We start from the raw sequence: 25,385 nt of genomic DNA, 5'->3' as shown, positions 1-25,385 counted from the left end.
TTGCTTGATTTACACTTATCTCATGGTATCGCTTTTCGCTAAGAAGTCACTTTTTGTCTTGATACAAAAAGTAACCAAAAAAATCAAGACAACAAGGAAGCTTCCGCGCTCCCTGCCGGTTCTTTACGCTTTTTTCGCTGTTCCGGTACTTTGTACCTTCACATCACACAAAAAGCTAAACCGGCATTCCCGCCTCTACGCTGGCCCGCCCTTGTTGTCAGGGCCTGCGCTCTTTTTAAATTACGTTTCATTTAAAAATGACGTGCGGTGACTAGGTTTTCTTTTCCCAGTCAGTAGAACAGCTTCGGGTGAAATCAGGCAAAACGATGGTGGCCTTGTGCGTGGCAGGGCATAGCGGGACTTTTTGCAGAAGCGTAATGGCAATAAGCGCAGCGCAAGCGGGGCAAAAGTTTCCAGCCCAGGTTTTGCCTGATTTGCAGCGCAGGCATTGTGCGGCAAAGAAGCCTAATCTACTGACTTGACTTTTTGTTTCTTTTGTGGCGAAGACAAAAGAAATAGGCCTTAGCGGCTATGAGCGATACCACGAGACAGGTATACGAGAGACAATCCTGCTCTGGCAATGACGCTTGGTGATAGAGCTACTTCAAATAACCTTACTTTTCTTACTTTTGCCCCATGGCACCCACCACCTGTTTAACGTTTACTTTATTTGATCAAACCTTACTGTTATTGCCCCAAAAAGCCATTTACTGGCAACAGGAAAAGGCATTGATTGTGGCTGATGTGCACCTGGGTAAAGTGGGCCATTTTCGTAAAGCAGGCATTGCTGTACCGAGGGACATGGAACAAAATGATCTGGCTGTATTATCAGACCTGATAGATGAGCATCACCCCGAAAAGATCATCTTTTTGGGCGACCTGTTCCACAGCGATAAAAATGCCGACTGGGACTGGTTTGTTTTATGGCGAAAGACTTTCCTGAAGCTGGAACTTATCCTGATAAGAGGAAACCATGATATCATCCACGATAGCAATTATATTGACCTTAATGTGGCCTTGCATGATAGCTTAACAATTGGCCCGTTCCTGATGCTGCACCACCCATTGGGCAATGAGACATTGCAACAAACCGATGGCTATGTTTTTTGCGGGCATATCCACCCGGGTATTTGCCTGAGCGGCAGGGCAAGGCAGCAAGTAACACTACCCTGCTTTGCGTTCGGCAGCAGGCAAGCCATACTACCCTCGTTCGGAAAGTTTACGGGCAGGGTAGCTATCCCTAACCGGCAAACCGATCACATATTTGCCGTATTACAAAACAAGGTGGTGGCTATTGATTAATGATCTATAGTGTAAACTTAAGGAAGCAGTGTCATTTCGAACGAGGTACGAGGAGAAATCTTCTTCGTCATGCAAACGGTTATGTTTTATCGTAGAAGATTTTTCGCTCACCCGGGCCAGGCATTATCCTGCTCAAGAGATAGTTTCTCTCTGCCGTTCGAAATGACAATAAATGAATTACTTTTTCAGTTGATCTTTAATCGCCAGGTCGATATCATCAAACGATATGTCGCGTTTAATAATATGCCAGTTGCCGTCAACCAGGTCGTAAGTTGGTAAAGTGCCTACACCCCAGTTCTGCATATTTGGCGACGATTGCCCTTTAAGGTCGTTAACCTGTGGCCATGTTAGCTTATCTTCATTTACAGCATTAGTCCATGTAGTATGTGCCGTATCAACAGAAACACTCACTATGGTAAAATCCTTATTATTCATCAGATCTGAATTAGTCAGCAGGCTTTTATGATTGTTCCTGCTCACCTCGCTATCCGAGCGCCAAAACTCAACAAGAATTACTTTCTTATTTACTGATTTTGGGTCGAATGATTTACCGTCAAGTGTTTTACCTGTTAAGGCTGGTGCCTCCGCGCCGGGCGCTAATTTTGCCAGCATTTTCAGATCATCACCCTCGGCTTTACCTTCAGGTGTATTTTGTTGATCGCTGGTGAATCTTTGATAGATATTATAATACGTCGAAGGGTCTTTTTTATAATCTATCTGGGCCAGCAAATGCGCAGCCACTTCGCTTTGCGGGTGCTTATTTATAAAATCAGCAAATACTGCCGATACAATATTATCGCGTTTGGTAGCCGCGTCGGTTAGCTTTTTAAGCTGCGCATCATATTTGGCGCTGGATACCGGCGCAGCATTATTGCCATATACCAGGTTAAATAAGGAGTCGGTTTCATTTTCGGCATCATGTGCTTTTTTATTTAATACAGTATAATAAGCCGAAAGCTCATTCTGTATTTTTGAGGTTGTTATAATGGTAGGGTATTTGTACAAATCGCCCCCAACTGCTTTAATAGTATAAGTGCCCGGTTCCAGGTATACATCATAGCCTACGCGCCTGTTATCATGGTAAATATCCTTTGCAATTTGCATGCTGTAGTAGCCCGGATTTTGCAATGTTTTTTTAAGGTAGAATTTTTCACCCATAATAAACTCGGAGTATAAGGAGCTTTTATCCAGATTCTTAATCACAAAAACACCGTTATCAATACCCGGCATAGTGCCTTTAAACTCAATATAGCCAACTTTTGTACAACCGGTAAACAATAAGGCGAATAGAAAAATATGATAGAATTTCATTGGGGATTTTTAGGTGGTGCTAATATAAGTTTGTGTTATATTGATACAAATTATTTACAATACTTAGATTGTTTCTAAATAGCTATAAAAATGCTAATAACCTGAAAGCATTTATATCTTTTGGCATATAATAAATACTTTTGCCAAAATAAATCTATATTCATAATGAGCGAATTTAAACAAACCTTTAACTCATCGCTGGGCAAAAAGCTGATAATGGCTTTAACAGGCTTGTTTTTGTGTACTTTTTTAATAGTGCACTTAGGTGGTAACCTGTTGTTGTTTAAAAATGATGATGGCTTTGGTTTCAACGTGTATGCCAACTTCCTTACCCATTTTCCACCGATTGAAGTTATTGCTTACCTGTTATATCTGTGTATTATAGTTCACAGCTTGTACGCATTAATATTAACGGTAAAAAACCGCAGGGCAAGGCCTGTAGGTTATGCGGTGGTAAACAAGGCGCCGGCAACATGGCAATCAAAAAACATGGGCCTGCTGGGTGCTGTATTATTATTTTTTATAATAGTACACATGAAAGATTTCTGGTTCAATTACAAGTTCACTAACAATGTGGCTTTTAAAGAGTACCGCACAGATCTGGCAACTAACACAACCACATCAGCCGATTACACACCAACTTCTCCGGACTTTGAACACTCTGTATCAACAGAAAACAATGTAGAGATAGTGCGTGTAAAGGACCTGCATGCGCGCGTAGTACAAAGCTTTAACAATTTATGGTATGTAATACTGTATGTTATAGCAATGGGAGCCGTATCGTTCCACTTATTGCATGGCTTTCAGAGTGCTTTCCGAACGCTGGGATGGGTGCATAGAAAGTACACACCAATTGTTGAATTTGTAGGCACATGGCTTTTCGCGGTTATCATACCTGTTGGTTTTGCCGCAATGCCGCTGGTATATTATTTTACGAATCATTAATTAGTTTAATAGTTGATTAAGTTGGATTAAGTTGATAAGGTGAATGGTTTTGATAACTCAATCAACCACTTAACCAAATCAACTACTCACTAAAAATACATAACATGAGTTTAAATGCTAAAATCCCACAGGGCCCACTAGCCGAAAAATGGAATAAGCACAAGTTTGACCTTAAGCTGGTTAACCCTGCAAACAAGCGTAAGTACGACATTATTGTTGTAGGTACGGGTTTGGCAGGCGCGTCGGCAGCGGCTTCATTGGCCGAGCTGGGTTATAACGTAAAGGCATTTTGTTTCCAGGATAGCCCGCGCCGTGCACACTCTATTGCTGCACAGGGTGGTATAAATGCTGCAAAAAATTATCAGAACGATGGCGATAGCGTTTACCGCCTGTTTTATGATACCATTAAGGGTGGCGATTATCGCGCCCGCGAAGCCAACGTTTACCGTTTGGCTGAGGTATCAGTAAATATTATTGACCAGTGCGTTGCACAGGGCGTACCTTTTGCCCGTGAATACGGCGGCTTGCTTGATAACCGTTCATTTGGTGGCGCGCAGGTTTCCCGTACTTTTTACGCGAGAGGCCAAACGGGACAACAATTATTATTAGGTGCATACTCAGCCTTAAACCGCCAGATACACCACGGCAAAGTAAAAATGTACACCCGTACAGAGATGCTTGATGTGGTTGTTGTTGACGGCCAGGCGAAAGGTATCATCACCCGCAGCTTAACTACCGGCGAAATTGATACCCATACCGGTCATGCCGTGTTATTATGCACTGGTGGTTATGGTAACGTGTTCTACCTGTCGACCAATGCAGCGGGATCAAACGTTACTGCGGCATGGCGCGCTCACAAACGCGGGGCTTTATTTGCTAACCCTTGCTATACGCAGATCCATCCAACTTGTATCCCGGTAACCGGTGATCACCAGTCGAAGTTAACACTGATGTCGGAGTCATTACGTAATGATGGGCGTGTTTGGGCACCAAAAACTGTGGAGACAGCCGAGAAATTGCGTAAAGCACAGATCAAAGCAAGTGATGTAAAAGAAGAGGACAGGGATTACTTCCTGGAAAGAAAATATCCATCATTTGGTAACCTTGTACCGCGCGACGTGGCTTCACGTAACGCTAAAGAAATGGTTGACGAAAATCGTGGTGTAGGCGGCTCGGGCATCGCAGTGTTCCTTGATTTTGCTGACGCGATAAGCCGTTTGGGTAAAGATGCAGTTGCCGCTAAATACGGTAACCTGTTTGATATGTATTACCAGATCACTGATGAGGACCCTTATACGCAGCCAATGCGTATCTATCCGGCAGTACACTATACAATGGGTGGCCTTTGGGTTGATTATAACCTGAGCACAAACGTACCGGGTTTATATGCTTTGGGCGAGTGTAATTTCTCTGATCATGGTGCCAACCGTTTAGGTGCATCTGCACTGATGCAGGGTTTAGCTGATGGTTATTTTGTAATACCATATACTTTAGGCGATTACCTTGCTACTATCGGCCCGAAACCGGTGGATGCAAATCACCCGGCTTTTGCAAAAACTAAACGGGAAGTTGTAGACTATATTGCTAAATTATTGGCACTAAAAGGCACTAAAACAGTAAACGAATATCACCGTGAGCTGGGCCTTATTATGTGGGAATATTGCGGTATGGCACGTACTGCCGAAGGTTTGACAAAAGCAAAAGGCTTGATACAGGCTTTAAGGGCTGATTTCTGGAAGAACGCCATTGTTATGGGCGAGAACGAAGAAGTTAACGCATCGCTTGAAAGAGCTGGCCGTGTTGCCGACTTCCTGGAGCTTGGCGAACTGATGGTTGATGACGCGCTGATGCGTAATGAATCATGCGGTGGTCACTTCCGTTTAGAATCACAAACACCGGAAGGCGAAGCATTGCGTGATGACGAGCATTTTGCATTTGTTGGCGCATGGGAATTTAAAGGTGAAAACCAACCGGAAACCCTGCACAAGGAAGTACTGGATTTTGAATATGTTCATTTAACACAAAGGAATTATAAATAAGTCTATAGTCCGAAGTCTTGAGTCGTAAGTCGACTCTGGACTTTAGACTCAAGACTCAAGACTTTTAATAAGATGAGTAACGGAAATATGAATCTGACGCTTAATGTATGGCGCCAAAAGAATGCACAAACAGCGGGCAAGTTTGTGACTTACAAGGCAGAAGGTATTTCGCCGGACATGTCGTTCCTGGAGATGCTGGATGTGGTGAACGAAAGCCTGATCCACAAAAAGGATGAACCCATCCATTTTGACCATGATTGCCGCGAAGGTATTTGCGGGATGTGCTCATTATACATCAACGGCCATCCTCACGGACCAAAAAAAGCTATTACAACCTGTCAGCTGCACATGCGTACTTTCCACGATGGTGAAACTATCACCATTGAGCCATGGCGCGCTACAGCTTTCCCTGTTGTTAAGGACTTAGCTGTTGACCGTTCAGCTTTCGATCGTATACAACAGGCTGGTGGTTATGTATCAGTAAATACTGGTGGTGTGCCTGATGCCAATGAGATAGCGATCCCTAAAGTTATAGCCGATGAGGCCTTTAACTCTGCTACCTGTATAGGTTGCGGTGCCTGCGTTGCTGCATGTAAAAATGCTTCGGCCATGCTGTTTGTATCGGCTAAAGTAACTCAGTTGGGTCTGTTACCGCAAGGTCAGCCTGAGCGTTATAGCCGTGTACAAGCCATGGTAGCACAAATGGACGAAGAAGGTTTTGGTAACTGTACCAACACCCGTGCCTGCGAAGCAGAATGCCCTAAAGAAATAAGTCTGACCAATATAGGTCGCATGAACAATGATTATTTCAGCGCGAAACTATTCAGGGAAGAGCATATGCATGAGCATAATGAGTAATAGTATTAAATTCTAATCATTTATATAAAAGCCCTTGTAGTTATCTATGAGGGCTTTTTTCGTACTGTAGTCTGGAGACTACGTGCATAGTGGTCCGAAGTCAGAGACTTCGGACAGCGGCCAGCCGCGTAAATTGCTAGCGCTAGCGTCGCAATATCGCTGTTCGAAGTCTCTGACTTCGAACTACTAAGCCTGTAGTTTGCAACTACAGCGCTTCTTATTTATATTTAGCCACCTAACAAACTCACATGTTCCGCAAAGGTTATATTATCCGCGACCAACAAGCAATCTATTATATGACCTTTACAATTGTAGGCTGGATTGATGTTTTCTCGAGGAAAAGCTATCGCGATATTTTCATCGAATCATTAAAATATTGCCAGCAACATAAGGGCTTGCATTTACATGCTTATGTTATGATGAGCAATCATATTCATCTTATAGTTTCGGTAGATGAAGGCTCAAGCATAAGTGATTTTGTGAGAGATTGCAAAAAGTTTACCGCAAAGCGGATATTGGATGATATTGAAAACAGCACAATTGAAAGTCGTAAAGCTTGGATGCTTCATGAATTCAAGTATTATGCTTCGCGACATAGCCGCAATGAGAAATACCAGTTATGGGCACATGATAATCATTTTGTTGAATTAAGTTCCCCAGCTTTCACACAGCAAAAGATAGATTATATTCATCAAAATCCTGTACGGGCAGGATTGGTTTATCGGGCTGAAGATTATGTTTATTCAAGTGCATCTAATTATGCCGGTATCGACCAGATAATTGATGTGGATTGTTTGTTTTGATGCTGTAGTCTGGAGACTACGCGTTTAGTAGTCCGAAGTCAGAGACTTCGGACAGCGCATGACTTCGAATGGCGAATGCTTTACTATTAATATCCTCCTTACAACTGCTTTCTGTAAACCAAAAATCCCGATTTCTCCGCTACTTTATTATAAAGCTCCATAGCCGTATGATTAGTTTCATGCGTCATCCAGTATACTCGTGGCGAGCCGGCAAGTTTGGCCTGGTTGTACACTTCATTAATAAGCGCCCTTCCTGCTCCTTTGCCGCGTGCTGCTTCGGCAGTGAAAAGATCCTGCAAATAGCAGGTTAAACTGATGGCGGTTGTACTGCGATGATATAAATAATGAGTTAAGCCGATCAGTTCACCATTGCTTTCGGCAACCAGCGCATGCACTGGTTCAATCGGATCAAAGAAGCGGGCCCAGGTGGTGCGGGTGATCTCCGGATCAAGCGCGGTATCACCGGAGCGACCGTAAAAAGCGTTGTAGCAATCCCATAATGGGAGCCATTGAGTATAATCAGCAAGAGTTAATGGGCGTATGATGAGGCTGGTTGACATATTAGGGTTGTTTATTTAACAAACGTAAATGTAATTTTAATCATAAATAATTTTTATAAGATATTATTTAAATTGTCATTGCGAGGAGGAACGACGCGGCAACCTCGTCGCGTTTAGATATACAAGCGACGAGGTTGCCGCGCTATCGCTCGCAATGACATGATGGAGAGTTTAATGTGATTCGTGTTAGGGATTGCAACGGATACCGGCCTTAAGCCTAATGCCTGTGCAGTATGAGTGTAAAGCCCGACCCGCAGGGAAACACCCAAATAACTGCTGTATAAATGTGTATCACAATATTCTTATAGATAATACTTACATCGCTATATCAAGCGAAGAAGATTTCTCCTCGTACCTCGTTCGAAATAACAATTGGATACTTTATATTTAAACAATTTTAACTTGATTCTTATTGATAATATTCAAAATGAAAAACAGATCTATTTTCCTGCTAATTCTCCTAATTTCGGGCATGACAGCACAGGCGCAAAACTTAATGACCCCCGAACTGCTTTGGAAACTGGGCAGGGTAAGCGGCAAAGGCATATCAAAAGACGGCAAATATGTAGTTTTTAGCGTGGGTACGCCTGATGTTGCCGCCAATAAGATAAACAACAAAACTTATAAAATAGCGCTTACCGGCGGCCCTGCTATACCGGTTACCAATGTGGATGAAGTTTTGACCGACACCAAAATATCGCCTGACGGTAAATATAAGATCAGCAGCAAGGATGTTAAAGTAAAGAAAATTGCGGGCAGCGATTTCTATCCCGGCCTTACCAAAAGCAACGTACTGATCTACGACAGCTTAAACTATCGCCACTGGGATACCTGGGAAGATGGCAAATTTGGCCACGTGATGCTTACTCCCATTGTTAACGGCAAACCCGGCAAGGCAAAAGACCTGATGCCCGGCGAACCTTATGATTGTCCGCTGAAACCTGATGGCGGCGATGAAGGCTATGTGTGGAGCAGTGATGGCAAACGTGTGGTATATTCCTGTAAAAAGAAATTTGGTACGGCATACGCCATCAGCACCAATACTGATATTTACGCGTATGATATAGCTTCAGGTGTAACTATTAATTTAACAGCGGATAATCCCGGTTATGATGTGCAGCCCAGCTTTAACAAACAAGGGCAAATGGCCTGGCTGCAAATGAAACGCGATGGCTACGAAAGTGATAAGCAGGATTTGGTTGCTACCACTGGCGACTTTAAATTAAACCTTACCGGCAACCGTGATGATATACATGTATCGGGCTATAAATGGGCTGAGGACGGCCGCAGCTTATTTTTTACAGCGGCAGTAAACGGCACATCGCAATTATTTAATGTTACCTACCCGGGTTTAACCCGCATGATGCCGATAGTAACCCAGGTTACCAACGGCGATTTTGATATAAACGATATTGTTGGGCAAAAAGGAAATACCCTGGTAGTTACCCGTGCCGATTACAACCATGCTAATGAGCTTTATACAGTTGATGTTACCAATGGCTACATGAAACAATTGAGCCATGTAAATGATGCAATTTACGGCAGCATTGGCATGTGCAAAACCGAACGCCGCTCAGTAAAAACCGTTGATGGCAAGGATATGCTGGTTTGGGTGGTGTATCCGCCAAAATTTGATCCGGCTAAAAAATACCCGGCTTTATTGTTTTGTGAGGGTGGCCCGCAATCTGCATTAACACAGTTTTATTCTTTCAGGTGGAATATCCAGCTGATGGCTTCAAAAGGTTATATTGTTGTATTACCGAACCGCCGCGGTATGCCGGGGCATGGCACAGCATGGAACGAAGAGATCAGCAAGGACCACGGCGGTTTAGCCATGCAGGATTACCTGAGCGCTACCGATGATATGCTAAAAGAGCCGTTTGTTGATAAAACACGTTTCGGATGCGTGGGTGCCAGCTATGGCGGCTACTCGGTTTATATGCTGGCCGGGATGCATAAAAAACGCTTTAAAACCTTTATAGCGCACGATGGTATTTTTGATTTCCGCAGCATGTACGGCACTACCGAAGAAATGTGGTTCCCGAACTGGGATTACGGAGGCCCGTACTGGGATAAGGACAATGCTGCTGCTCAAAAATCATACAGGGAGTTTTCACCAAGTAATTTTGTGGCCAACTGGGATACCCCTATCCTCATCTTCCACGGCGAAAAGGATTTCCGCGTACCGCTGGAACAGGGTTTACAGGCTTTCCAGGCAGCGCAGCTTCAGGGCATAAAGAGCAAGCTGGTAGTTATGCAGGATGAGAACCACTGGGTACTACACCCGCAAAACGCGCTGGTATGGCAGTATGAGTTCTTTAAGTGGTTGAATGAAACTTTGTAGGGAAATTTGCAGTTTTCGGTGAACAGTCGGCGGAGCGCGTTTCAGTTTCTTCTCTGCATCTCCAATAATTTCTGAACCCGAATTTCTTGAATTAGAGAATTTATAGAATTCTGCTAATTCTTTAATTCTGTAAATTCGGGTTCAGATACTTTAGGCGTTCCCGCTATTCAGCGGGCCGTGCTATCCGCTCATACTGCACAGGCCTTAGTCACAGGGCCGGTATCCGCTCCTATCACTAACGCAAATCATCCAACTCCATAGCGATGGGTTTTAAACCCATCGCTATTATTTATAAGACTTACGAAGTTTTAAAAACTTCGTAAGTCTATTATCGCATTCAATTAATCTTCAATCACTAACCTCTAATCACTATCACGCAACTGCCCGTTCACTTCTTCCAGCCGCTCAATCATATCATTCAAAGCTTTAGCTTTCTTTCTAATACCTCGTGGCCTTAAATAAAACCAGGCAAAGCCTATCCAGCCAAAAGTTAAAACCACATAGATTATAGCCCATGTTACGCTCATCCGGGCAATAAACTGCAACATGTATAAGGCCAAACCTGCTGATAATAAAGTGAAATAAATATTTATCATCACTTTATTAATAAAGTCCTCCTTACGTTTTATGCGGATCAGTTGATTCAAATATTCCTGGCTGCTGACTTCAAAATCCGATTTAAACAGCATAGGCATTATCTGATTTGATACCGCAACAAAGGATATCATAGCCACAATAATTAGTATTAAACCTATTTTGGTAGTTAATCGCTCGTTATCAATATTAAACCACATGTATACCATAATAGCTGTTGTGGCAAGTAATACCAGGTTTAAGCCTATCAGCCTGCAACGTATTTTTCTTTTAAGCCCGTCTGCCTTGGTAAATAATTCCTTCATGTCGGGCATCTCACTTGTGGATTGCTTGTTCCACAAGGTTTTAAAATCCATTTCACTGCTCATAATTTTCAAATTTTTTAGCTAATTTTTCCTTAATGCGGAAAACCTTTACCCTTATATTCGTTTCGCTTAAACCCACGATCTTCGCTATCTCAGCCTGCTTCACATCTTCCAGCTCCAACGAAATAATCAAGCGGTCGGTTTCGGGCAGTTCGGCAATACATTTGTATAAAAACTGAACCTGTGGTTCCTTGTTGGGCTCAATATGTTCTGCTATTTGTTCAGGCATTTCAGAGCGTGGCATCTTATTCTGCCGCTCAATCTGCCTAAGGCAATGGTTTGATGCGATCCGGAATATCCACGTACCTATTGCCGATTCATTCCTGAACTTTGGCAATTGCTGCCATATGGTAACAAAGGTTTCCTGCGCAATGTCCTTCGCCCAGTCGTGGTCGTTTACATAGCCCATGCATATGCGGAAAACTTTGTTCCAGTAGGTTTTATAGATATCGTTAAATACCATAGGTTATTTTATAAATGCTGCAAGCTGCTGGTTATACCAATCTGTATCATCAAACATTATAAAATGCTTGCCTTTATTGGCGTATGCAAGTTGAGCGGTGGTAAGGTTTTTATATTGTGCCTCAATACCTGGTTTAAATGTAGCAAAATAGCTTTCGAGTAATATCAAGGCAGGGCATTTTATGCCGGCTATTTTAGTCCGCAGATCAGTATTCAGGAAATCGCAATACATGGTGCCAAAGGTTCTCCTGTCAGATGTTACCGACCAGTTCACTACCTGTTTTAAGTGTGTAGTATCAACCATTAGCTGTGGTATGTTATATAGCTGCATCTGGTAAAATTGCGCATCGGTTAGACCGGTTAATTTAGCTACCACAGGGCTGCAATCATTATTGGGGTTTGATTTAAAGTCGGGATTGCTCATCGCCGCCAGGCATGGTAGTGCATCAACTACAATAATTTTTGATACTATAGCCGGGTAATCAGCAGCAATAGCTAGTGCTAAGCCACCACCCATGCTGTGTCCAACAATTATAGGTTTGTTAATTTTATTATCGGTGATGTATGCTGCAATAGCATCTTCCCAACCTTTAAAGCTTGGCGTTGCTTCGGCTGGTACACCAGCAAAGCCAGCCATGGTTAATGTATAGCAGGTATAATTTTTTCCGTAGGTATTTTTTGTGGCATCCCATACATCACCCGAGCAGGCAAAACCCGGGATGAATACGATGACCTGTTTGCCTTTGCCTGAAACTTTCACATGGAAGGGATAGGTTTTAGCTCCACCAAAAACGTTGATACATAACAATATAAACGAGAGAGCGATCAATAGTGCCGTTGTCTTTTTCATAATCATTTTAATTACTTAGCTGATTTTGAATTTTAGATACGGCGATTTTTAAAATGCTACACCCTGCCTGATTATTTTTTATAAAAATGTTTTTTAGTCTGAAATTATATTTTTGCAAAAATGGATAATAATTACTGTAAATTAGTATAAAATATTGATCTGCCATATTTTAAAAGTGTATATATCCCTCTTTCATAATTTTATTAACGGAGATAAATGCCAGAAAGATACACTGCAAAATGCCCCCATTGCAAACAAGGGACAGTAATGCTTCGCACCAAAAGAGGCGCCGTTGTAAGACTTTTTTTGTTTTGGCTGCCCATTAAAAGATTTAAATGCACTATCTGCTTAAAAAAAACATATGTATTGGGGTCGCCTAAAGCCTTTAAGCTGCACGTGGAGTAGATGAATTATCAGCATCTATTTTTTTACCATTACCATACCTACTGCGGGGAATGTAGTGAGGTAATTAGCCGGTAGTAGTTTTGTACTGAGGCCAAATTCGTCGAAATTGCGTTTATATTCCCTTACATGCCGCCAATCGGCAACAATGGCTGTGCCGCCTTTTTTTAATACCCTGCTTATCTCTGCACAGGCTATTTTTCTGCCTTCTTTATTGTAGATATTGTGCAGGCACATATTGGTTAATATTACATCAAAACTTTCATCGGCAAAGCTCATTTCCATCGCGTTCTCGTTCATTATCTCTACTTTATCCTTTACACTTTCCAGTTCAGCATTCTTCATGGCATTCTCTACATTGTTACCTGTCAAATCTTCAGCATTCCAGATATCAATACCGATGGATTTACCGGTGCTTAATCTTTTGGCAGCACCTATCATCAATAAGCCTTTGCCTGTTCCAACATCCAAAACCTGCTCGTCACCTGTCCAGTTAATCAGGTTCAGCATCCTGTCGCGGTGGATAAACTTGCCGTGTAATGAGTACGCCAGCATTAATATTGCACCTAAGCCACAGCCCCCGGCCGACCATATTAACCCTCCCGTTTCAATATCAACAGAACCGATCTTTATCAACGGAAAAAATATAACAATTAAAAAAAGCACCACGGATGCCAGCGCCAGGTTGCGGATAACGCCCGGAGCATCAACACCATATTTAGCTTTGCCTGCAGGTATTGTTGTTTGATTGATATTGGTCATGATAAGATGGTTTACCTGGGTCTAATATAACTATTTATCCCTATTGCATAAGATTCAGCAGGTTTTGATTTATAGACTCCTCTGTTTTATGAAAATTACAACTGCTTTTTATTGCCAGCACATTGGCACAAGCCATATAATTTTATATGTTTATAGCTGACAATTAACTGCATTGAAAAAAATCCGCCCGGTACAGCTCGTCGCTGTTATTTTCTTTACTGTATCCGGAGGCCCATATGGGCTCGAGCCCCTGTTAACCTATGCCGGGCAGCATGGCGCCATATTATTATTGCTGATAACCCCTTTATTATGGGATGTACCTGCAATTTATACCGTGCTTGAGCTAAACAGCATGATGCCCGTTACCGGAGGTTACTATAAATGGGTAAAACATGCGTTAGGCACCCGCTGGGGATTTTATGAAGGCTGGTGGACATGGCTCTATACTTTTGTCGACCTGGCCATATACCCGGTGCTGTTTGTGCAATACGCCGCATTCTTTTATCCGGAATTAAATCTGCACAAAACCGAGATCTGCCTCATCATTATATGGGCATCGGCAGGGTTAAATATTTTAGGCATAGTGCCTGTTGGTAAGGTAACCTTATTCCTGAGCGCTGTCGTGCTAACACCCTTTATCATCTTATTTGTGCTGGCATTTTATCATCATACAGGCAGTATTGCCTTGCCTGCACCATCATTAAAAGGCATCGGCATGTCATCGTTAGGAATGGCACTGTATACCGTAATGTGGAACTGCTTAGGCTGGGATAATACTACTACGTATGCCGAAGAGGTTGAAAAACCGGTACGTTCCTACCTGGTATCCATGATGATCGCCTTTATACTGGTGATCACCGTTTATGTACTGGTGATATGGGTGGCTCAATTTTCGGGCATCAACGCAACAACTTTAATGAATGATGGCTTCCCGGCATTGGCAGCGCTGGTTGGCGGGCATTGGCTGGGCACGCTGATTGCCATTGGCGGTATGGCGAGCACTTTGGGTATTTACGCCTCGGTGCTCTTATCCGTATCGCGTGTACCGATGGTAATGGCTGATGATAAGCTTTTACCTGCAGAATTAAAAAGACAACATAAAAAGTTTAATACACCCTATGTATCCATCATTGTTTGCTCGGTTGTAGTGAGCGGGATGATCCAGTGGGGATTTACCGACCTGCTGATCATCGATGTAATAGTTTATGGTGCAGGCTTATCCCTTGAATATATTTCCTTGATAAAAATGCGTATTAAGGAACCCGACAGGCACCGGCCGTTTAAGATACCCCTTGGTATACCTGGTCTATGTATAGGCCTGATACTCCCTGTCGCCATTTATTTTACTGCGCTTGCAGGTGCGCTTTCATCAACACCAGGTGCTATACTGGCTGCCCTATTTGCTATTATTACTTTACTGAGTGCTGAGGTTTTGTGGCAGGTGATCAGGTGGAGTAAAAGAGGTAAGGTTTAGACGCCATTGCAAGGCACGAAGACAACCGGCCAAAGGGAGCTCATTCATATCATTGAAAACAAGCCCAGCATTAATAATCTCTAAACAATACAGCGCGAATGTGCGGGTTTGAATATCGCGTGAAGCCGCTCATGGGCGCGGAGCCCTAGTTCTTTTGTCTTGACACAAAAGAACCAAAAAGTCAAGACAAAAAGATCCTTCTCCCCACAGGCAAAACACCCAGACCCGCGCTTTTTGTCGGGCCTTTTCCCGCTTTTAATCACGTTATTCTAAAATGTCATTGCGTGGAGGAACGACGAAGCAATCCCGTCGCATGATATTGAACGCAACGAGATTGCCGAGCTATAGCTCGTAATAGCATGATGGTAAAGTTTGTTTTTCTCTTCCCCCGTCAGTAGAACAGCTTCGGATGAAATCAGGTAAAACGATGGTGGCCTTGTGCGTGGCAGGGCATAGCAGATTTTTACAGAAGCGCAAAGGCTAAATGCGTAGCGACAGCAGGGTAAAAATATAGCAGCCCAGGTTTTGCCTGATTTGCAGGATCGGCCCTTGTGCGGCAAAGAAGCATTTCTACTGACTTGACTTTTTGGTCCTTTTGTGTCGAAGACAAAAGGACTAGGCCGTAGCGGCTATGAGCGATACCATCAGAAAGGTAACCGTTACCAAGTTACAAACTTAGAGATCATTCAGCGCACAAAAGCATCGTCATCCATAGGCTTCTTTGCAAACTGAAGCCAGTGATAGGTTTATTCGCTCTATATAGTCGGGGATTATTAATGCTGGGCTTGTTTTCAATGATATGAATGAGCTCCCTTTGGCCGGTTGGCTTCGTTCCTCGCAATGACGTTGTGAAACGACATCCTGCATTTGTAAAAACTCCGTTATAAATAACATTCACAAAAAATAAATGTCATTATAACAATTTTAGTTACTAGCTTTATATCACCAATTGTAAAGTCATGATAAAGAATCTTAATTCGCCACGCTATGCGAACAGAAAGAACTGGATAATTGTTCTAATCATATTAATATGTTGTATTATAGCGAGCATATCAAATGCACAGGGTAGAAGGGCCAGGAGAGTTACATTACCCGGTCAGCCGATTGAAATACAGCTAACGCCTTATAAAACCACCATGCTTGGCAATGGCAGGGATACAGCTCTCATCAGCGTAAAAATAATCGACAAGGATGTTAAGGAAGTAGCCAATGCCCAAAAGCTTATCACTTTTCATATTAAGGGCGATGCTAGGATCATTAATATTCATAACGTCAACCTTAAAGAAACTACAAATAATGATACCGTTCGGACGGTTCCTGTTACCGGCAGTTGCTGGTTGGTGCTACAGGCAGGCTCTTCAAGAGGTATTATTAAGTTAGATGCTACGGCTGATAGCTTGTACACTGGTTCAACAGAAATACATACGGTACAGCCCGGCACACCGCACCGGGTTACAAACGCAAACTACGCTCCGAGGAAAGTACAGGGCAAAATTTTAGGTGCAGATATTTCTTTTTTACCTGAGCTGGAAAGTAAGGGTGAAACATTCTCTGACAATGGTACACCCGGTGATGCCATCGAGATATTAAAAGCACACGGTTTTAACTACATAAGGTTGCGTATTTTTAACGAACCTGCAAACTCCAAGGGTTATTCGCCGGGCAAAGGTTTTTGCGACCTTGAACATACCAAGGCTATGGCCAAACGTATAAAGGCTGCGGGCATGAAGTTCCTGCTTGATTTTCATTACAGCGATTACTGGGCTGATCCACAGCAGCAAAATAAACCCGCTGCATGGGTAGGACAGGATTTTACAACGTTAAAGAAATCGCTCTACGATTATACCGTAAAGGTGATGACCGAGCTGAAAGCCCAAGGTACTACGCCAGATATGGTGCAGGTAGGCAACGAGATAAACCACGGCATGGTGTGGCCAGATGGCGCAATTAATAATTTAGATAGCTTGGCACAGCTCATCTATTCAGGCGTAAAAGGCGTTAAGACGGTTAGCCCGTCGACCATTATTATGCTGCATATTGCCCTTGGTGGGCAAAATGCCGAGGCCCGCTTTTTTCTGGATAATATGACCGCGCGTAAAGTGCCTTTCGATGTAATAGGCCTGTCCTACTACCCAAAATGGCACGGCACACCTGAGGACCTGAAAAACAACATGGCCGACCTGGCTAAAAGATATAAACAGGAAGTTATGGTTGCCGAATATTCCCAGCTTAAACAGGAGGTGAATGATATCGCTTTCACCGCACCGGGCAATAAAGCGGTAGGTTCCTTCATCTGGGAGCCGCTTAGTACCTGGGAAGGTGTGTTCGCCAGGGATGGTAAATCAAATGCTTATTTGAATATTTACCCGGGGATAGCGAAGGAGTATGGGGTAAAGTAACAACTTTTCTCTTTCATTATCATGTTGAGGTACGAAGCATCTATTTTACAAGCAACAGGTAATCGCTTGCAGATTGAACGCGGATAGGTTCTTCGCTACCGCTCAGAATGACAATTTTATTTTTGGAATCAAGGGTGTCATGCTGAGCGATAGTCGAAGCATGTGGGCAATGGCTTTACGCTTCGAGTGCCTCAACATGACCCTATATCACTTCAAGGAATTTAAAACCGTTTGCCACCTTATACAGTTATAGTAAAGCATTAAACAAGCTTGCTATGAGATCTATCTGGAAAGGTTCTATTGGTTTTGGGTTGGTTAGTATCCCTATTAAATTGTATTCGGCGGTACAAACCAGCTCGCTTGATTTTGATATGCTGGATAGCCGCGACCATTCACGCATCCGTTACCAGCGGGTTAATGAGCATACGCATAAAGAAGTCCCTTACGATAAAATTGTAAAAGGCTATAAGCTGGATGATAACTACGTTATAATGGATGAGCACGATTTTGAAAGTGCCGCGCCCGAAAAAACCAAAACAATTGAGATTGAAAGCTTTGTTGATATTGCCGATGTTAACCCCATGTATTACGAAACGTCGTACTATGCCGAGCCTGATACTCAAAACAGTAAGGCTTACGCCCTGCTGATACAGGCCCTCATCAAATCAAAAAAAGCCGGACTGGCACGTTTTGTACTACGTAATACAGAAAGTTTGTGTATTGTACACCCGGTTAAAAACGTGTTAGTGGTAACCAATATCCGCTTCGCGCAGGAAATACGTGATACCGACGAGCTTAAGGTTGATGATGCAAACGTGAGCAAAAAGGAACTGGATATGGGCCTGGCACTTATTAATCAGTATGCCGAGAAATTTGATATATCCAAATTCAAGGATGAATATAATGGCGAACTGTTAAAGATCATCCATGATAAAGCAAAAGGCAAACAAGCTTTAATTAAAAAGCTAAAGCCACAAAAAGCTTCGGGCGATGATCTGTATGAGCAGCTGATGCAGAGTTTGAGTAATAAGAAGGGGGCTTGAGAACACCCCATACCCATAGCGTGCGACGAGGTTGCTTCGTGGTTCCTCCTCAGCAATGACATGCTTTAATATCTACCCAATCGACCCAGTTGAAAATATCAACTTAAAGGTACTCCCTACATTTTTCTCTGATTCTACCTCAATAGTAATGTGGTGGAATTCGGCTATGGATTTTACTATGGGCAGGCCCAGGCCAAAGCTATCCTGCTGTAAGGATTGCTTGAGCTTTTTAAAGCGGTTAAAAATAAAAGGTAAGTCCTCGGGGGCTATGCCTACGCCGGTGTCTATAACTTTTACAACAAAGTTATTGTTCTCTTTTACTGCTTCTACCCTTATTTTACCATCCTCGCGGTTGTACTTTATGGCATTGTTCACCAGGTTAAAAAACAGGTTAAACAGCAGAAATTTATTAACGTTTACAAGGCACCAGTCGTCAGTTACAATGCACTCATAGCTAATGTTCTTATCCTGCAAGCGGATAGAGATCTCGTCATAAACCTCCTGGAGCAACTCGCTAATGGTGATCTTATCTTCCTTTAAAAACTGGTCGTTCTCAATTTGCGATATCAGCAACAGGGTTTTGGTGATGCTTTTTAACCGGTTCAGGATCTTCTGCATTTCCAGCAGGCGCACTTTGAGCTCGTCGGCAATGGCCTCCTCCTCAAACATATTCTCGATCTTTGATTGGAGGATAGAAATAGGCGTCATCAATTCATGTGAGGCATTGGAGATAAACTCACGCTCTTTCAGGAATGTACTTTCTATGGTCTGGATCATCCGGTGGATGCTGATATCCAGGTGCTGAAAATCGTCGGTACTGGTTTTCACCTCCTTATAACTGCCAAAGTTGGGAAATTTAGTACCTACCAACTTTGTTTTAATAATAAGGCGCAAAGGTGCGAGCACATAATTGGAATATAGCTGATCGGCAATAATGGTAAGGATAATCATCCCTACCAAAATTTCAAAGGCTATATTTTGCAGCGGACCGGTAGTTTCATTTACCGAATCAAGGCTGATACCTACTTCCAGCAGGTACTTCTTTTTATCTACATAAAAATCATGACTTAATATGCGGTATTCAATGGTATCCGTTTCTACTTTACGCTTTTCGTTATAGATGGTATCTAAATTCTCTATTAAAGAATCCTCATCCAAACTCACATAGGCATCCTTTATGGGCGTATAAGCAGCGTAGCCTTCGCCATCCTGAATGTAGTTTTTAATGCCCAATGCCTTTACCGTTTGCAGCACCTTATCCTTTTGCTTACGCAGGCGGTTATCAGTATAGTTTTGGTTGATATTTTTAATAAGTACAGGCAACAGCAAAACAAACAGCGTTACAATAACCAGTTTTGATATGGTATTAAACAGTGTAAGTTTTGTTCTGAGTTTCAAAGCGCTAATGATTTATCCTTATTTTGTATCCCAGTCCGCGCACGGTTTCCAGCCAGTCTGCCGGGGCATAGGTATTTAGCTTTTTGCGGATATTTTTTATATGCGCGTCAATATAATTGGAGTCGTAATCATCATTAATAATACTTCCCCAAATATGCTCGCTTAGCTGGTTACGGGTAACCGTGCGATTTTTATTCAGTATAAGGTAGGCCACCAGGTCAAATTCCTTTTTGGTGATAGCCGATATGTTATCATTATTATGAGTGATGGTTCGTTCGGTAAGGTTCACCAAAAAATCACCCAGCTCAACTACATTATTTTTAAGTCCGAATTTGCGGCGGGTAATGGCCTGCATGCGGCTTTGCAGTTCCAATAAGGAGAATGGTTTAGCCAGGTAATCATCGGCACCCATATCCAAACCTTTAATGCGGTCATAAATTTCGGCACGCGCAGTCAGGATAATGTAGGCGGCGTCGGGGTTACTGCGCTTGGCTTCCTTAAGCAGGTCGAGCCCTTCATAATCCGGCAATCCCAGGTCAATCAGGATAAAATCATACAAATTAACAGCCACACGCTCTGATGCCGACGCGCCATCATAACAAACTTCGCATATATAGTTATAGTTTGTCAGAAATATTTCTAACTCACGGGCCAATGCCTTCTCGTCCTCTATAATTAAAACATTCATACCTAATAAAATACGTAGTAAAATGTTAAGTTGTAAAATGATTCCTTCCGGTTCAGCAATGCGCCTTCAACGTTAACAGGTATTGAGTATTTGTAAGAAAACTCAAAGGTGTAATGCGGCCTGTTATAAGCTATAGGTATTTTTATATTATAATTGAGCGCATTAAACTGACTGTTATCATGCGCCTGCCGGGGTGCATCCGGGTCACTAAAGAATATATTGTCCACCTGTGTTTGGTACTGATGATCCATGGCGTAACGCTGCACAAAGTTTTGCGTACCTAATATGGCTGTTATAGTTGGGTCGAATGTAAGATAATCCTTATCATCAAAAATATTGAAGTTACTTTCAAAATGCTTGGTTGTGTTTATGGTGACAAAAATATCGTCCTCTTTACCAAAAAGATAATCGACTATAACGCTTGATTTTGCAAATTTCCAATCATAGGTGTTTTTCAGGTCGATATCATTAGCTGATGCCGATTTAATAACCTGCGCGGCATCCCGGTTAAACAGGAAACGTGTGTAACTTGCCGCACCTGAAAACTGTTTTGAAATTTTATACAAGTATCCTGCTCCAAGGTCTAGCTCATCGAACAAAGGGTTATAACCCAAAACCTTTAATGCAGAGCCATAGGCGAAAAACCCATTCTTGGTGTTATAGATCACATCGGTTGATACAAAGGGATAGGTTATGGGGCCTGTACGGCCAAAGAACTGCACGTCGCTGCCATATACCACCCCTGCGGATATTGACATTTTACGTACAACTGTATCCGTATCGGCAGTTGATTTAACTGTAGTATCAGTATACAGGCGTAGCTTTACTGCTGCATTTACTGCATTACAGGTGAATAAAAAAAGTACTACGCAAAAATATTTCATCAATCAGCAAATTGTCTGTTAAACATATTAATTACCATTTCTCCTTGGTATTTCCGGCGGACGTTCCAAACCTTCGGGCCGGCGCTGGCGTTTGGGTTTGGGCTTCGGCGGCGTTTTGGCATCATCGGTAGTACCCAATTTTTCAGGCTTGGGCTGCCGCTTTGCTTTAGCTATCTCCTTAATTTTTTTCTTTTCATCAAGCTCCTGCTGATGCTTGGTTTCTGAAGTATCTTTCGAAGTTTGGTTATCGGGCACAGGCACAGTAAGATCGTATTTTTTTAAAATAAGATGCCTGCTCCCCTTCTTGGCAAATGATGAATGCGGCGCCAGCATCAATAACAGGACAATATACGCAAACCACTTTACCATTTAGAAAGAGAAAAACTTAAAAATTGTTAAAACATTTATCATCGCTCAAAATCAACACAAGCAATTTATTAAGCTGCATTCGGGGGATATAATGAGCATGGTTTATAACCTGCGTTTTATTAATAGCCTCTTTAGGGCTAACGCAGATTTATGTGCTAAAATAACTTATTATATTAAAAGGGGATTGTAATAGAAAAATTAATATCAATCGGCCTTATCTATGCCTTTTGAGGTATAGATGCGGTTATGATCATCAATAATTAAACAGGATATTTGATTTAATTGGTTTATTAAATAAAGGCCGGCATTAACACCCATATTCATTATTGGCGTAGCCATAGCATCAGATAGCTCGGCTGTTGGGCTGATAACACTCACACGCATGATCTCGCTAACCGGGAAACCTTTTTTAGCATTAACCATATTAACTTGAGGCCTGTTGCTGATTGCGGCGTGCCGCTCGGCATTAACAGAGGTAGCTATACACATATTGCCAATATTCAAGTTGGCAAATGGCTGTGTTTGCAATTCCGGATCGGCTGCACCTATGGTCCAGTCGGCATTGTTGGGTTGTGTGCCCCAGGTAAGCAGATCGCCGCCTGCATTAATTACGCCGCTACTTACACCTTGCATTTGTAATATATATTTGGCCCTGTCGGCAGCATAACCTTTACCTATTGATGCAAAGCTTATACGCATACCTTTCTCTTTTAAAAACACGGTAACAGCCTGCGGGTCAAGCACTACATTTTTATAATTGCTGTAGGTATTTACAAATGCCGAAGGTTTTACATCAGCAGCTTTATCGGCAGAAACATAAGTTATGTCAAAAGCGCCATAAGTAAGCGCAGATATTTGTAATGAACGGTCAATCAGCCTGAAAATTTCAGGATCAACTTTTACTGGTTTTACACCGGCATTACGGTTTATCTCGTTCACCTTGCTGTTATCACCTAATGCGCTAAGTAATTTATCAACACGGTTTATTTCATTTATGGCATCGGTTATTTTCGATTCGGCCCAAATCAGGTCATTAGCTACCAGGCTGATCTCAAATTGATTGCCCATCAGCCATATTGAACGCCTGAATATGTTTAAATTACTCCTTAAGGTTTTTACAGCCAGCATGTTGAATAAATTAAAATTTATGTGTGTAAACCATTATAAATATGAGCCCCTTTATCATTTTACTGTGCATTACAGCAGTATAATGTATACGTTGGCTAATATTTAAATCTAAAGTAGCCGGGTATTATGAAAATGAGATGAAAAAGAATTTGCGGATGTGCAAATATGTAGATGTGCAGATTTTTTTACAATTGGGAGATAATGTTTTGATGTGAGGATGAAGCTTTTAATGTGCGGATATGCAGATGTGCGGATATGCAAATGAAGCCCAATTACAGGATTTATTCATCAAATCATCTGCACATCTGCACATCAAAAAAATTATGCTACGGTACCTTCTTTAAGTTTTTCGGCGTTTTCCGCGAATTGAAGGGCTTCCATAATTTCTAATATATCGCCGTTCATTACACCTGGCAGGTTGTAAATGGTTAAGCCTATACGGTGCTCCGTTAAACGGCCCTGCGGATAGTTGTAGGTACGTACTTTAGCTGAGCGGTCGCCGGTTGATACCATGGTTTTACGTTTTTTAGATGTTTCTTCCAGGTGCTTTTGCAGCTCCATTTCATAAACACGTGAACGTAATACCTGTAAGGCTTTATCGTAATTTTTAAGCTGTGATTTTTGATCCTGGCACTGTGCAACAATACCTGTAGGTAAGTGTGTTAACCTCACAGCTGAATAAGTTGTATTTACCGATTGCCCACCCGGACCAGATGCGCAGAACAGATCCTTGCGGATATCGCTCACCTGCAGATCGATGTCAAACTCATCAACCTCTGGCAATACTACTACGGTTGCTGCCGATGTGTGAACACGGCCCTGGGTTTCGGTATCAGGCACACGCTGTACACGATGCACGCCCGATTCATATTTTAATGTACCGTAAGCCTCTTCGGCTATTACCTTAAACACAATTTCCTTATAACCGCCTGAGGTACCTTCGGTATAATCAACCAGTTCAGTTTTCCAGCCGTTCTTTTCACAAAAACGCATGTACATACGGTAAAGGTCGCCTGCAAAAAGCGCGGCCTCATCACCACCTGTACCACCACGAATTTCGACGATGGCATTTTTAGAATCTTCCGGATCTTTAGGTATCAGCATCAAACGGATCACTTCTTCCATCTCATCGCGCTGCACCAATAGTTCATCCAGTTCGCTTTTAGCCATTTCCCTGAACTCTTCGTCCTTTTCGGTAGCTAAAATTTCTTTGTTGCTATCAATATTGCTCATAATGTTGCGGTATATGTTATACTCGTCAACAATTTTGGCCAGGTCTTTATATTCCTTATTCAATTGGGCAAAGCGCTTCATATCAGCCATCGCATCGGGGCTGCTCAATTCAGCTTCAACGTTTTTCCAGCGTTGAAATATCGCTTCTAATTTCTCTAACATATATTTATTTGAAATAATTATAGCCAGCGCCAGGCTAGTAATTCCAGGTTTTGACTATCGGCTTTATATAAAAAAGCGCACAAAAATACGATTTTTTAGCCACATTTTAATTCACCGCATTGTAAGATGTGCAAATGTGCGGATATCCAGATGTGCAGATTGGGGTTGATGCGGAGATGATTTGACAAATAAAGGCTGTATTGGCGCTTCATTTGCACATACGCACATCTGCATATTTGCACATCAGGATGTAAAGTATTTCAAACTCAACTGCTCCCCGTCAAATTCGGCGTAGGAGTTATAGTTGATCCACTCGCCAAGGTTTATGTAGCGGCTTTTATCGGTAAGTTGTATATCCAGCGGCAAATGCCTGTGGCCGAATATCAGGTAATCATAATAAGTAGTTTGCAACACCTCGCGGCTATAAGTAACCAGCCATTCCTGTTCGTATACTTTGCGGTCTTCTTTCTTATCATTAACAATCCGGCTATTCTGCGACCAGCGGTTAGCTATGCCTATACCCAGGTTAGGGTGCAACCGCGCAAAAAGCCATTGGCACAATTTACTGCGGAAAAACTTTTTAAGTATCTTATATTTCCTGTCGCCCGGGCCAAGGCCATCGCCATGGTGCAGGAAGAACTTTTTACCCCCGCGTTCAATCACCAGTTCATTGGTGATAATGGTTGCGCCCAGCTCATTCACAAAATAATCGAACATCCACATATCATGGTTGCCCTTAAACATCCAAAGCTTTACGCCTGAGTCAGTTAATTCGGCCAGTTTGCCTAATAAACGGATATAGCCTTTAGGTACCACCGTTTTGTATTCGAACCAAAAATCAAAAACATCGCCCATTAAAAAAACTTCGGCGGCATCAGCTTTTATGCTATCCAACCAGCGCACAAAACGGTCCTCACGCTGGCGCGATGATTCATAACTACCTGCACCTAAGTGGATATCGGAAGCAAAATAAAGTTTATTTCGGGTTGGCATGTGCGCAAAAGTACGTT

22 protein-coding genes are annotated in these 25,385 nt (G+C 42.4%); 9 read left to right on the top strand and 13 right to left on the bottom strand.

Annotated features, from left to right (window positions below; translation table 11 throughout):
- Positions 1-636 precede the first annotated feature (636 nt).
- The gene (pdeM, locus tag BLU33_RS02270) at positions 637-1,302 is read left to right on the top strand and encodes a ligase-associated DNA damage response endonuclease PdeM (protein ID WP_091368623.1); all 666 of its coding nucleotides are present in this window, start codon (positions 637-639) and stop codon (positions 1,300-1,302) included.
- A gap of 177 nt (positions 1,303-1,479) precedes the next feature.
- Here the strand turns inward: pdeM and BLU33_RS02265 are convergent, their stop codons facing one another.
- A complete protein-coding gene (locus tag BLU33_RS02265) occupies positions 1,480-2,613 on the bottom strand; it encodes a TlpA family protein disulfide reductase (protein WP_091368620.1) in 1,134 nt (377 codons plus the stop codon).
- A 165-nt stretch (positions 2,614-2,778) separates the two neighbouring features.
- Here BLU33_RS02265 and BLU33_RS02260 point away from each other — a divergent pair, with 165 nt between their 5' ends.
- The 4 genes from BLU33_RS02260 to BLU33_RS02245 all read left to right on the top strand — a co-directional run bounded on the left by BLU33_RS02260 (position 2,779) and on the right by BLU33_RS02245 (position 7,258).
- Complete coding sequence (locus tag BLU33_RS02260; RefSeq protein ID WP_091368618.1) at positions 2,779-3,558, top strand: succinate dehydrogenase cytochrome b subunit; 780 nt, start codon at positions 2,779-2,781, stop codon at positions 3,556-3,558.
- Between the two features lie 104 nt (positions 3,559-3,662).
- Positions 3,663-5,597 carry a fumarate reductase/succinate dehydrogenase flavoprotein subunit gene (locus BLU33_RS02255; RefSeq protein ID WP_091368615.1) on the top strand — a complete coding sequence of 645 codons (1,935 nt, stop codon included), beginning with the start codon at positions 3,663-3,665 and terminating at the stop codon, positions 5,595-5,597.
- A 72-nt stretch (positions 5,598-5,669) separates the two neighbouring features.
- Complete coding sequence (locus BLU33_RS02250) at positions 5,670-6,455, top strand: succinate dehydrogenase/fumarate reductase iron-sulfur subunit (protein ID WP_091368612.1); 786 nt, start codon at positions 5,670-5,672, stop codon at positions 6,453-6,455.
- 248 nt (positions 6,456-6,703) lie between these two features.
- Positions 6,704-7,258: an REP-associated tyrosine transposase gene (locus BLU33_RS02245; protein WP_091368609.1), complete on the top strand. Its 555-nt coding sequence runs from the start codon at positions 6,704-6,706 to the stop codon at positions 7,256-7,258.
- A 98-nt stretch (positions 7,259-7,356) separates the two neighbouring features.
- On the opposite strand, the gene BLU33_RS02240 is transcribed toward BLU33_RS02245, so the two are convergent.
- Positions 7,357-7,818, bottom strand: coding sequence for a GNAT family N-acetyltransferase (locus BLU33_RS02240; RefSeq protein WP_091368606.1), 462 nt, complete (start codon positions 7,816-7,818; stop codon positions 7,357-7,359).
- A 427-nt stretch (positions 7,819-8,245) separates the two neighbouring features.
- Here BLU33_RS02240 and BLU33_RS02235 point away from each other — a divergent pair, with 427 nt between their 5' ends.
- Positions 8,246-10,162: a S9 family peptidase gene (locus BLU33_RS02235; protein WP_197684550.1), complete on the top strand. Its 1,917-nt coding sequence runs from the start codon at positions 8,246-8,248 to the stop codon at positions 10,160-10,162.
- A gap of 362 nt (positions 10,163-10,524) precedes the next feature.
- Here the strand turns inward: BLU33_RS02235 and BLU33_RS02230 are convergent, their stop codons facing one another.
- From BLU33_RS02230 to BLU33_RS02215, 4 genes are all read right to left on the bottom strand, one after another.
- Positions 10,525-11,124, bottom strand: coding sequence for a hypothetical protein (locus BLU33_RS02230; RefSeq protein ID WP_091368598.1), 600 nt, complete (start codon positions 11,122-11,124; stop codon positions 10,525-10,527).
- Positions 11,114-11,584 (bottom strand): RNA polymerase sigma factor, encoded by a 471-nt coding sequence (locus BLU33_RS02225; protein WP_091368595.1) that lies wholly within the window; start codon positions 11,582-11,584, stop codon positions 11,114-11,116. The genes BLU33_RS02230 and BLU33_RS02225 overlap by 11 nt, the downstream gene beginning before the upstream one ends.
- Positions 11,585-11,587: 3 nt before the next feature.
- On the bottom strand, positions 11,588-12,433 hold the full coding sequence (locus tag BLU33_RS02220) for an alpha/beta fold hydrolase (RefSeq protein WP_172829200.1): 846 nt from the start codon (positions 12,431-12,433) through the stop codon (positions 11,588-11,590).
- A gap of 420 nt (positions 12,434-12,853) precedes the next feature.
- Positions 12,854-13,597, bottom strand: a complete 744-nt coding sequence (locus BLU33_RS02215) for a class I SAM-dependent methyltransferase (protein WP_091368587.1) — start codon at positions 13,595-13,597, stop codon at positions 12,854-12,856.
- Between the two features lie 172 nt (positions 13,598-13,769).
- Between BLU33_RS02215 and BLU33_RS02210 the strand changes: the two genes are divergently transcribed.
- From BLU33_RS02210 to ku, 3 genes are all read left to right on the top strand, one after another.
- The gene (locus BLU33_RS02210; protein ID WP_091368583.1) at positions 13,770-15,071 is read left to right on the top strand and encodes an APC family permease; all 1,302 of its coding nucleotides are present in this window, start codon (positions 13,770-13,772) and stop codon (positions 15,069-15,071) included.
- A 959-nt stretch (positions 15,072-16,030) separates the two neighbouring features.
- Positions 16,031-17,470 carry a glycosyl hydrolase 53 family protein gene (locus tag BLU33_RS02205; RefSeq protein WP_091368580.1) on the top strand — a complete coding sequence of 480 codons (1,440 nt, stop codon included), beginning with the start codon at positions 16,031-16,033 and terminating at the stop codon, positions 17,468-17,470.
- Positions 17,471-17,745: 275 nt separating this feature from the next.
- Complete coding sequence (ku, locus tag BLU33_RS02200; RefSeq protein ID WP_091368577.1) at positions 17,746-18,513, top strand: non-homologous end joining protein Ku; 768 nt, start codon at positions 17,746-17,748, stop codon at positions 18,511-18,513.
- Between the two features lie 72 nt (positions 18,514-18,585).
- Here the strand turns inward: ku and BLU33_RS02195 are convergent, their stop codons facing one another.
- The 7 genes from BLU33_RS02195 to BLU33_RS02165 form a co-directional block, all read right to left on the bottom strand.
- Entirely contained in the window at positions 18,586-19,911 is a 1,326-nt protein-coding gene (locus tag BLU33_RS02195; RefSeq protein ID WP_091368574.1) for a sensor histidine kinase, read from the bottom strand.
- Positions 19,912-19,915: 4 nt separating this feature from the next.
- On the bottom strand, positions 19,916-20,599 hold the full coding sequence (locus BLU33_RS02190; protein WP_091368570.1) for a response regulator transcription factor: 684 nt from the start codon (positions 20,597-20,599) through the stop codon (positions 19,916-19,918).
- 2 nt (positions 20,600-20,601) lie between these two features.
- Positions 20,602-21,483: a hypothetical protein gene (locus BLU33_RS02185; RefSeq protein WP_091368566.1), complete on the bottom strand. Its 882-nt coding sequence runs from the start codon at positions 21,481-21,483 to the stop codon at positions 20,602-20,604.
- A gap of 27 nt (positions 21,484-21,510) precedes the next feature.
- Positions 21,511-21,852 (bottom strand): hypothetical protein, encoded by a 342-nt coding sequence (locus BLU33_RS02180; protein WP_091368562.1) that lies wholly within the window; start codon positions 21,850-21,852, stop codon positions 21,511-21,513.
- 204 nt (positions 21,853-22,056) lie between these two features.
- Complete coding sequence (locus BLU33_RS02175) at positions 22,057-22,980, bottom strand: FAD:protein FMN transferase (protein WP_091368559.1); 924 nt, start codon at positions 22,978-22,980, stop codon at positions 22,057-22,059.
- Between the two features lie 321 nt (positions 22,981-23,301).
- Entirely contained in the window at positions 23,302-24,375 is a 1,074-nt protein-coding gene (prfA, locus tag BLU33_RS02170; protein ID WP_091368556.1) for a peptide chain release factor 1, read from the bottom strand.
- Positions 24,376-24,618: 243 nt separating this feature from the next.
- Positions 24,619-25,368 carry a UDP-2,3-diacylglucosamine diphosphatase gene (locus BLU33_RS02165; protein ID WP_091368554.1) on the bottom strand — a complete coding sequence of 250 codons (750 nt, stop codon included), beginning with the start codon at positions 25,366-25,368 and terminating at the stop codon, positions 24,619-24,621.
- Positions 25,369-25,385 lie beyond the last annotated feature (17 nt).

Source organism: Mucilaginibacter mallensis (assembly GCF_900105165.1).
GTDB lineage: Bacteria > Bacteroidota > Bacteroidia > Sphingobacteriales > Sphingobacteriaceae > Mucilaginibacter > Mucilaginibacter mallensis.
The sequence above is the reverse complement of the archived record's forward strand: the minus strand, read 5'-3'. Positions and strand labels throughout refer to the sequence as shown.

Coding starts and splice junctions, on each gene's coding strand:
- pdeM (WP_091368623.1), top strand. CDS start 637: ATGGCACCCACCACCTGTTTAACGTTTACTTTATTTGATCAAACCTTA.
- BLU33_RS02265 (WP_091368620.1), bottom strand. CDS start 2,613: ATGAAATTCTATCATATTTTTCTATTCGCCTTATTGTTTACCGGTTGT.
- BLU33_RS02260 (WP_091368618.1), top strand. CDS start 2,779: ATGAGCGAATTTAAACAAACCTTTAACTCATCGCTGGGCAAAAAGCTG.
- BLU33_RS02255 (WP_091368615.1), top strand. CDS start 3,663: ATGAGTTTAAATGCTAAAATCCCACAGGGCCCACTAGCCGAAAAATGG.
- BLU33_RS02250 (WP_091368612.1), top strand. CDS start 5,670: ATGAGTAACGGAAATATGAATCTGACGCTTAATGTATGGCGCCAAAAG.
- BLU33_RS02245 (WP_091368609.1), top strand. CDS start 6,704: ATGTTCCGCAAAGGTTATATTATCCGCGACCAACAAGCAATCTATTAT.
- BLU33_RS02240 (WP_091368606.1), bottom strand. CDS start 7,818: ATGTCAACCAGCCTCATCATACGCCCATTAACTCTTGCTGATTATACT.
- BLU33_RS02235 (WP_197684550.1), top strand. CDS start 8,246: ATGAAAAACAGATCTATTTTCCTGCTAATTCTCCTAATTTCGGGCATG.
- BLU33_RS02230 (WP_091368598.1), bottom strand. CDS start 11,124: ATGAGCAGTGAAATGGATTTTAAAACCTTGTGGAACAAGCAATCCACA.
- BLU33_RS02225 (WP_091368595.1), bottom strand. CDS start 11,584: ATGGTATTTAACGATATCTATAAAACCTACTGGAACAAAGTTTTCCGC.
- BLU33_RS02220 (WP_172829200.1), bottom strand. CDS start 12,433: ATGAAAAAGACAACGGCACTATTGATCGCTCTCTCGTTTATATTGTTA.
- BLU33_RS02215 (WP_091368587.1), bottom strand. CDS start 13,597: ATGACCAATATCAATCAAACAACAATACCTGCAGGCAAAGCTAAATAT.
- BLU33_RS02205 (WP_091368580.1), top strand. CDS start 16,031: ATGATAAAGAATCTTAATTCGCCACGCTATGCGAACAGAAAGAACTGG.
- ku (WP_091368577.1), top strand. CDS start 17,746: ATGAGATCTATCTGGAAAGGTTCTATTGGTTTTGGGTTGGTTAGTATC.
- BLU33_RS02190 (WP_091368570.1), bottom strand. CDS start 20,599: ATGAATGTTTTAATTATAGAGGACGAGAAGGCATTGGCCCGTGAGTTA.
- BLU33_RS02185 (WP_091368566.1), bottom strand. CDS start 21,483: ATGAAATATTTTTGCGTAGTACTTTTTTTATTCACCTGTAATGCAGTA.
- BLU33_RS02180 (WP_091368562.1), bottom strand. CDS start 21,852: ATGGTAAAGTGGTTTGCGTATATTGTCCTGTTATTGATGCTGGCGCCG.
- BLU33_RS02175 (WP_091368559.1), bottom strand. CDS start 22,980: ATGCTGGCTGTAAAAACCTTAAGGAGTAATTTAAACATATTCAGGCGT.
- prfA (WP_091368556.1), bottom strand. CDS start 24,375: ATGTTAGAGAAATTAGAAGCGATATTTCAACGCTGGAAAAACGTTGAA.
- BLU33_RS02165 (WP_091368554.1), bottom strand. CDS start 25,368: ATGCCAACCCGAAATAAACTTTATTTTGCTTCCGATATCCACTTAGGT.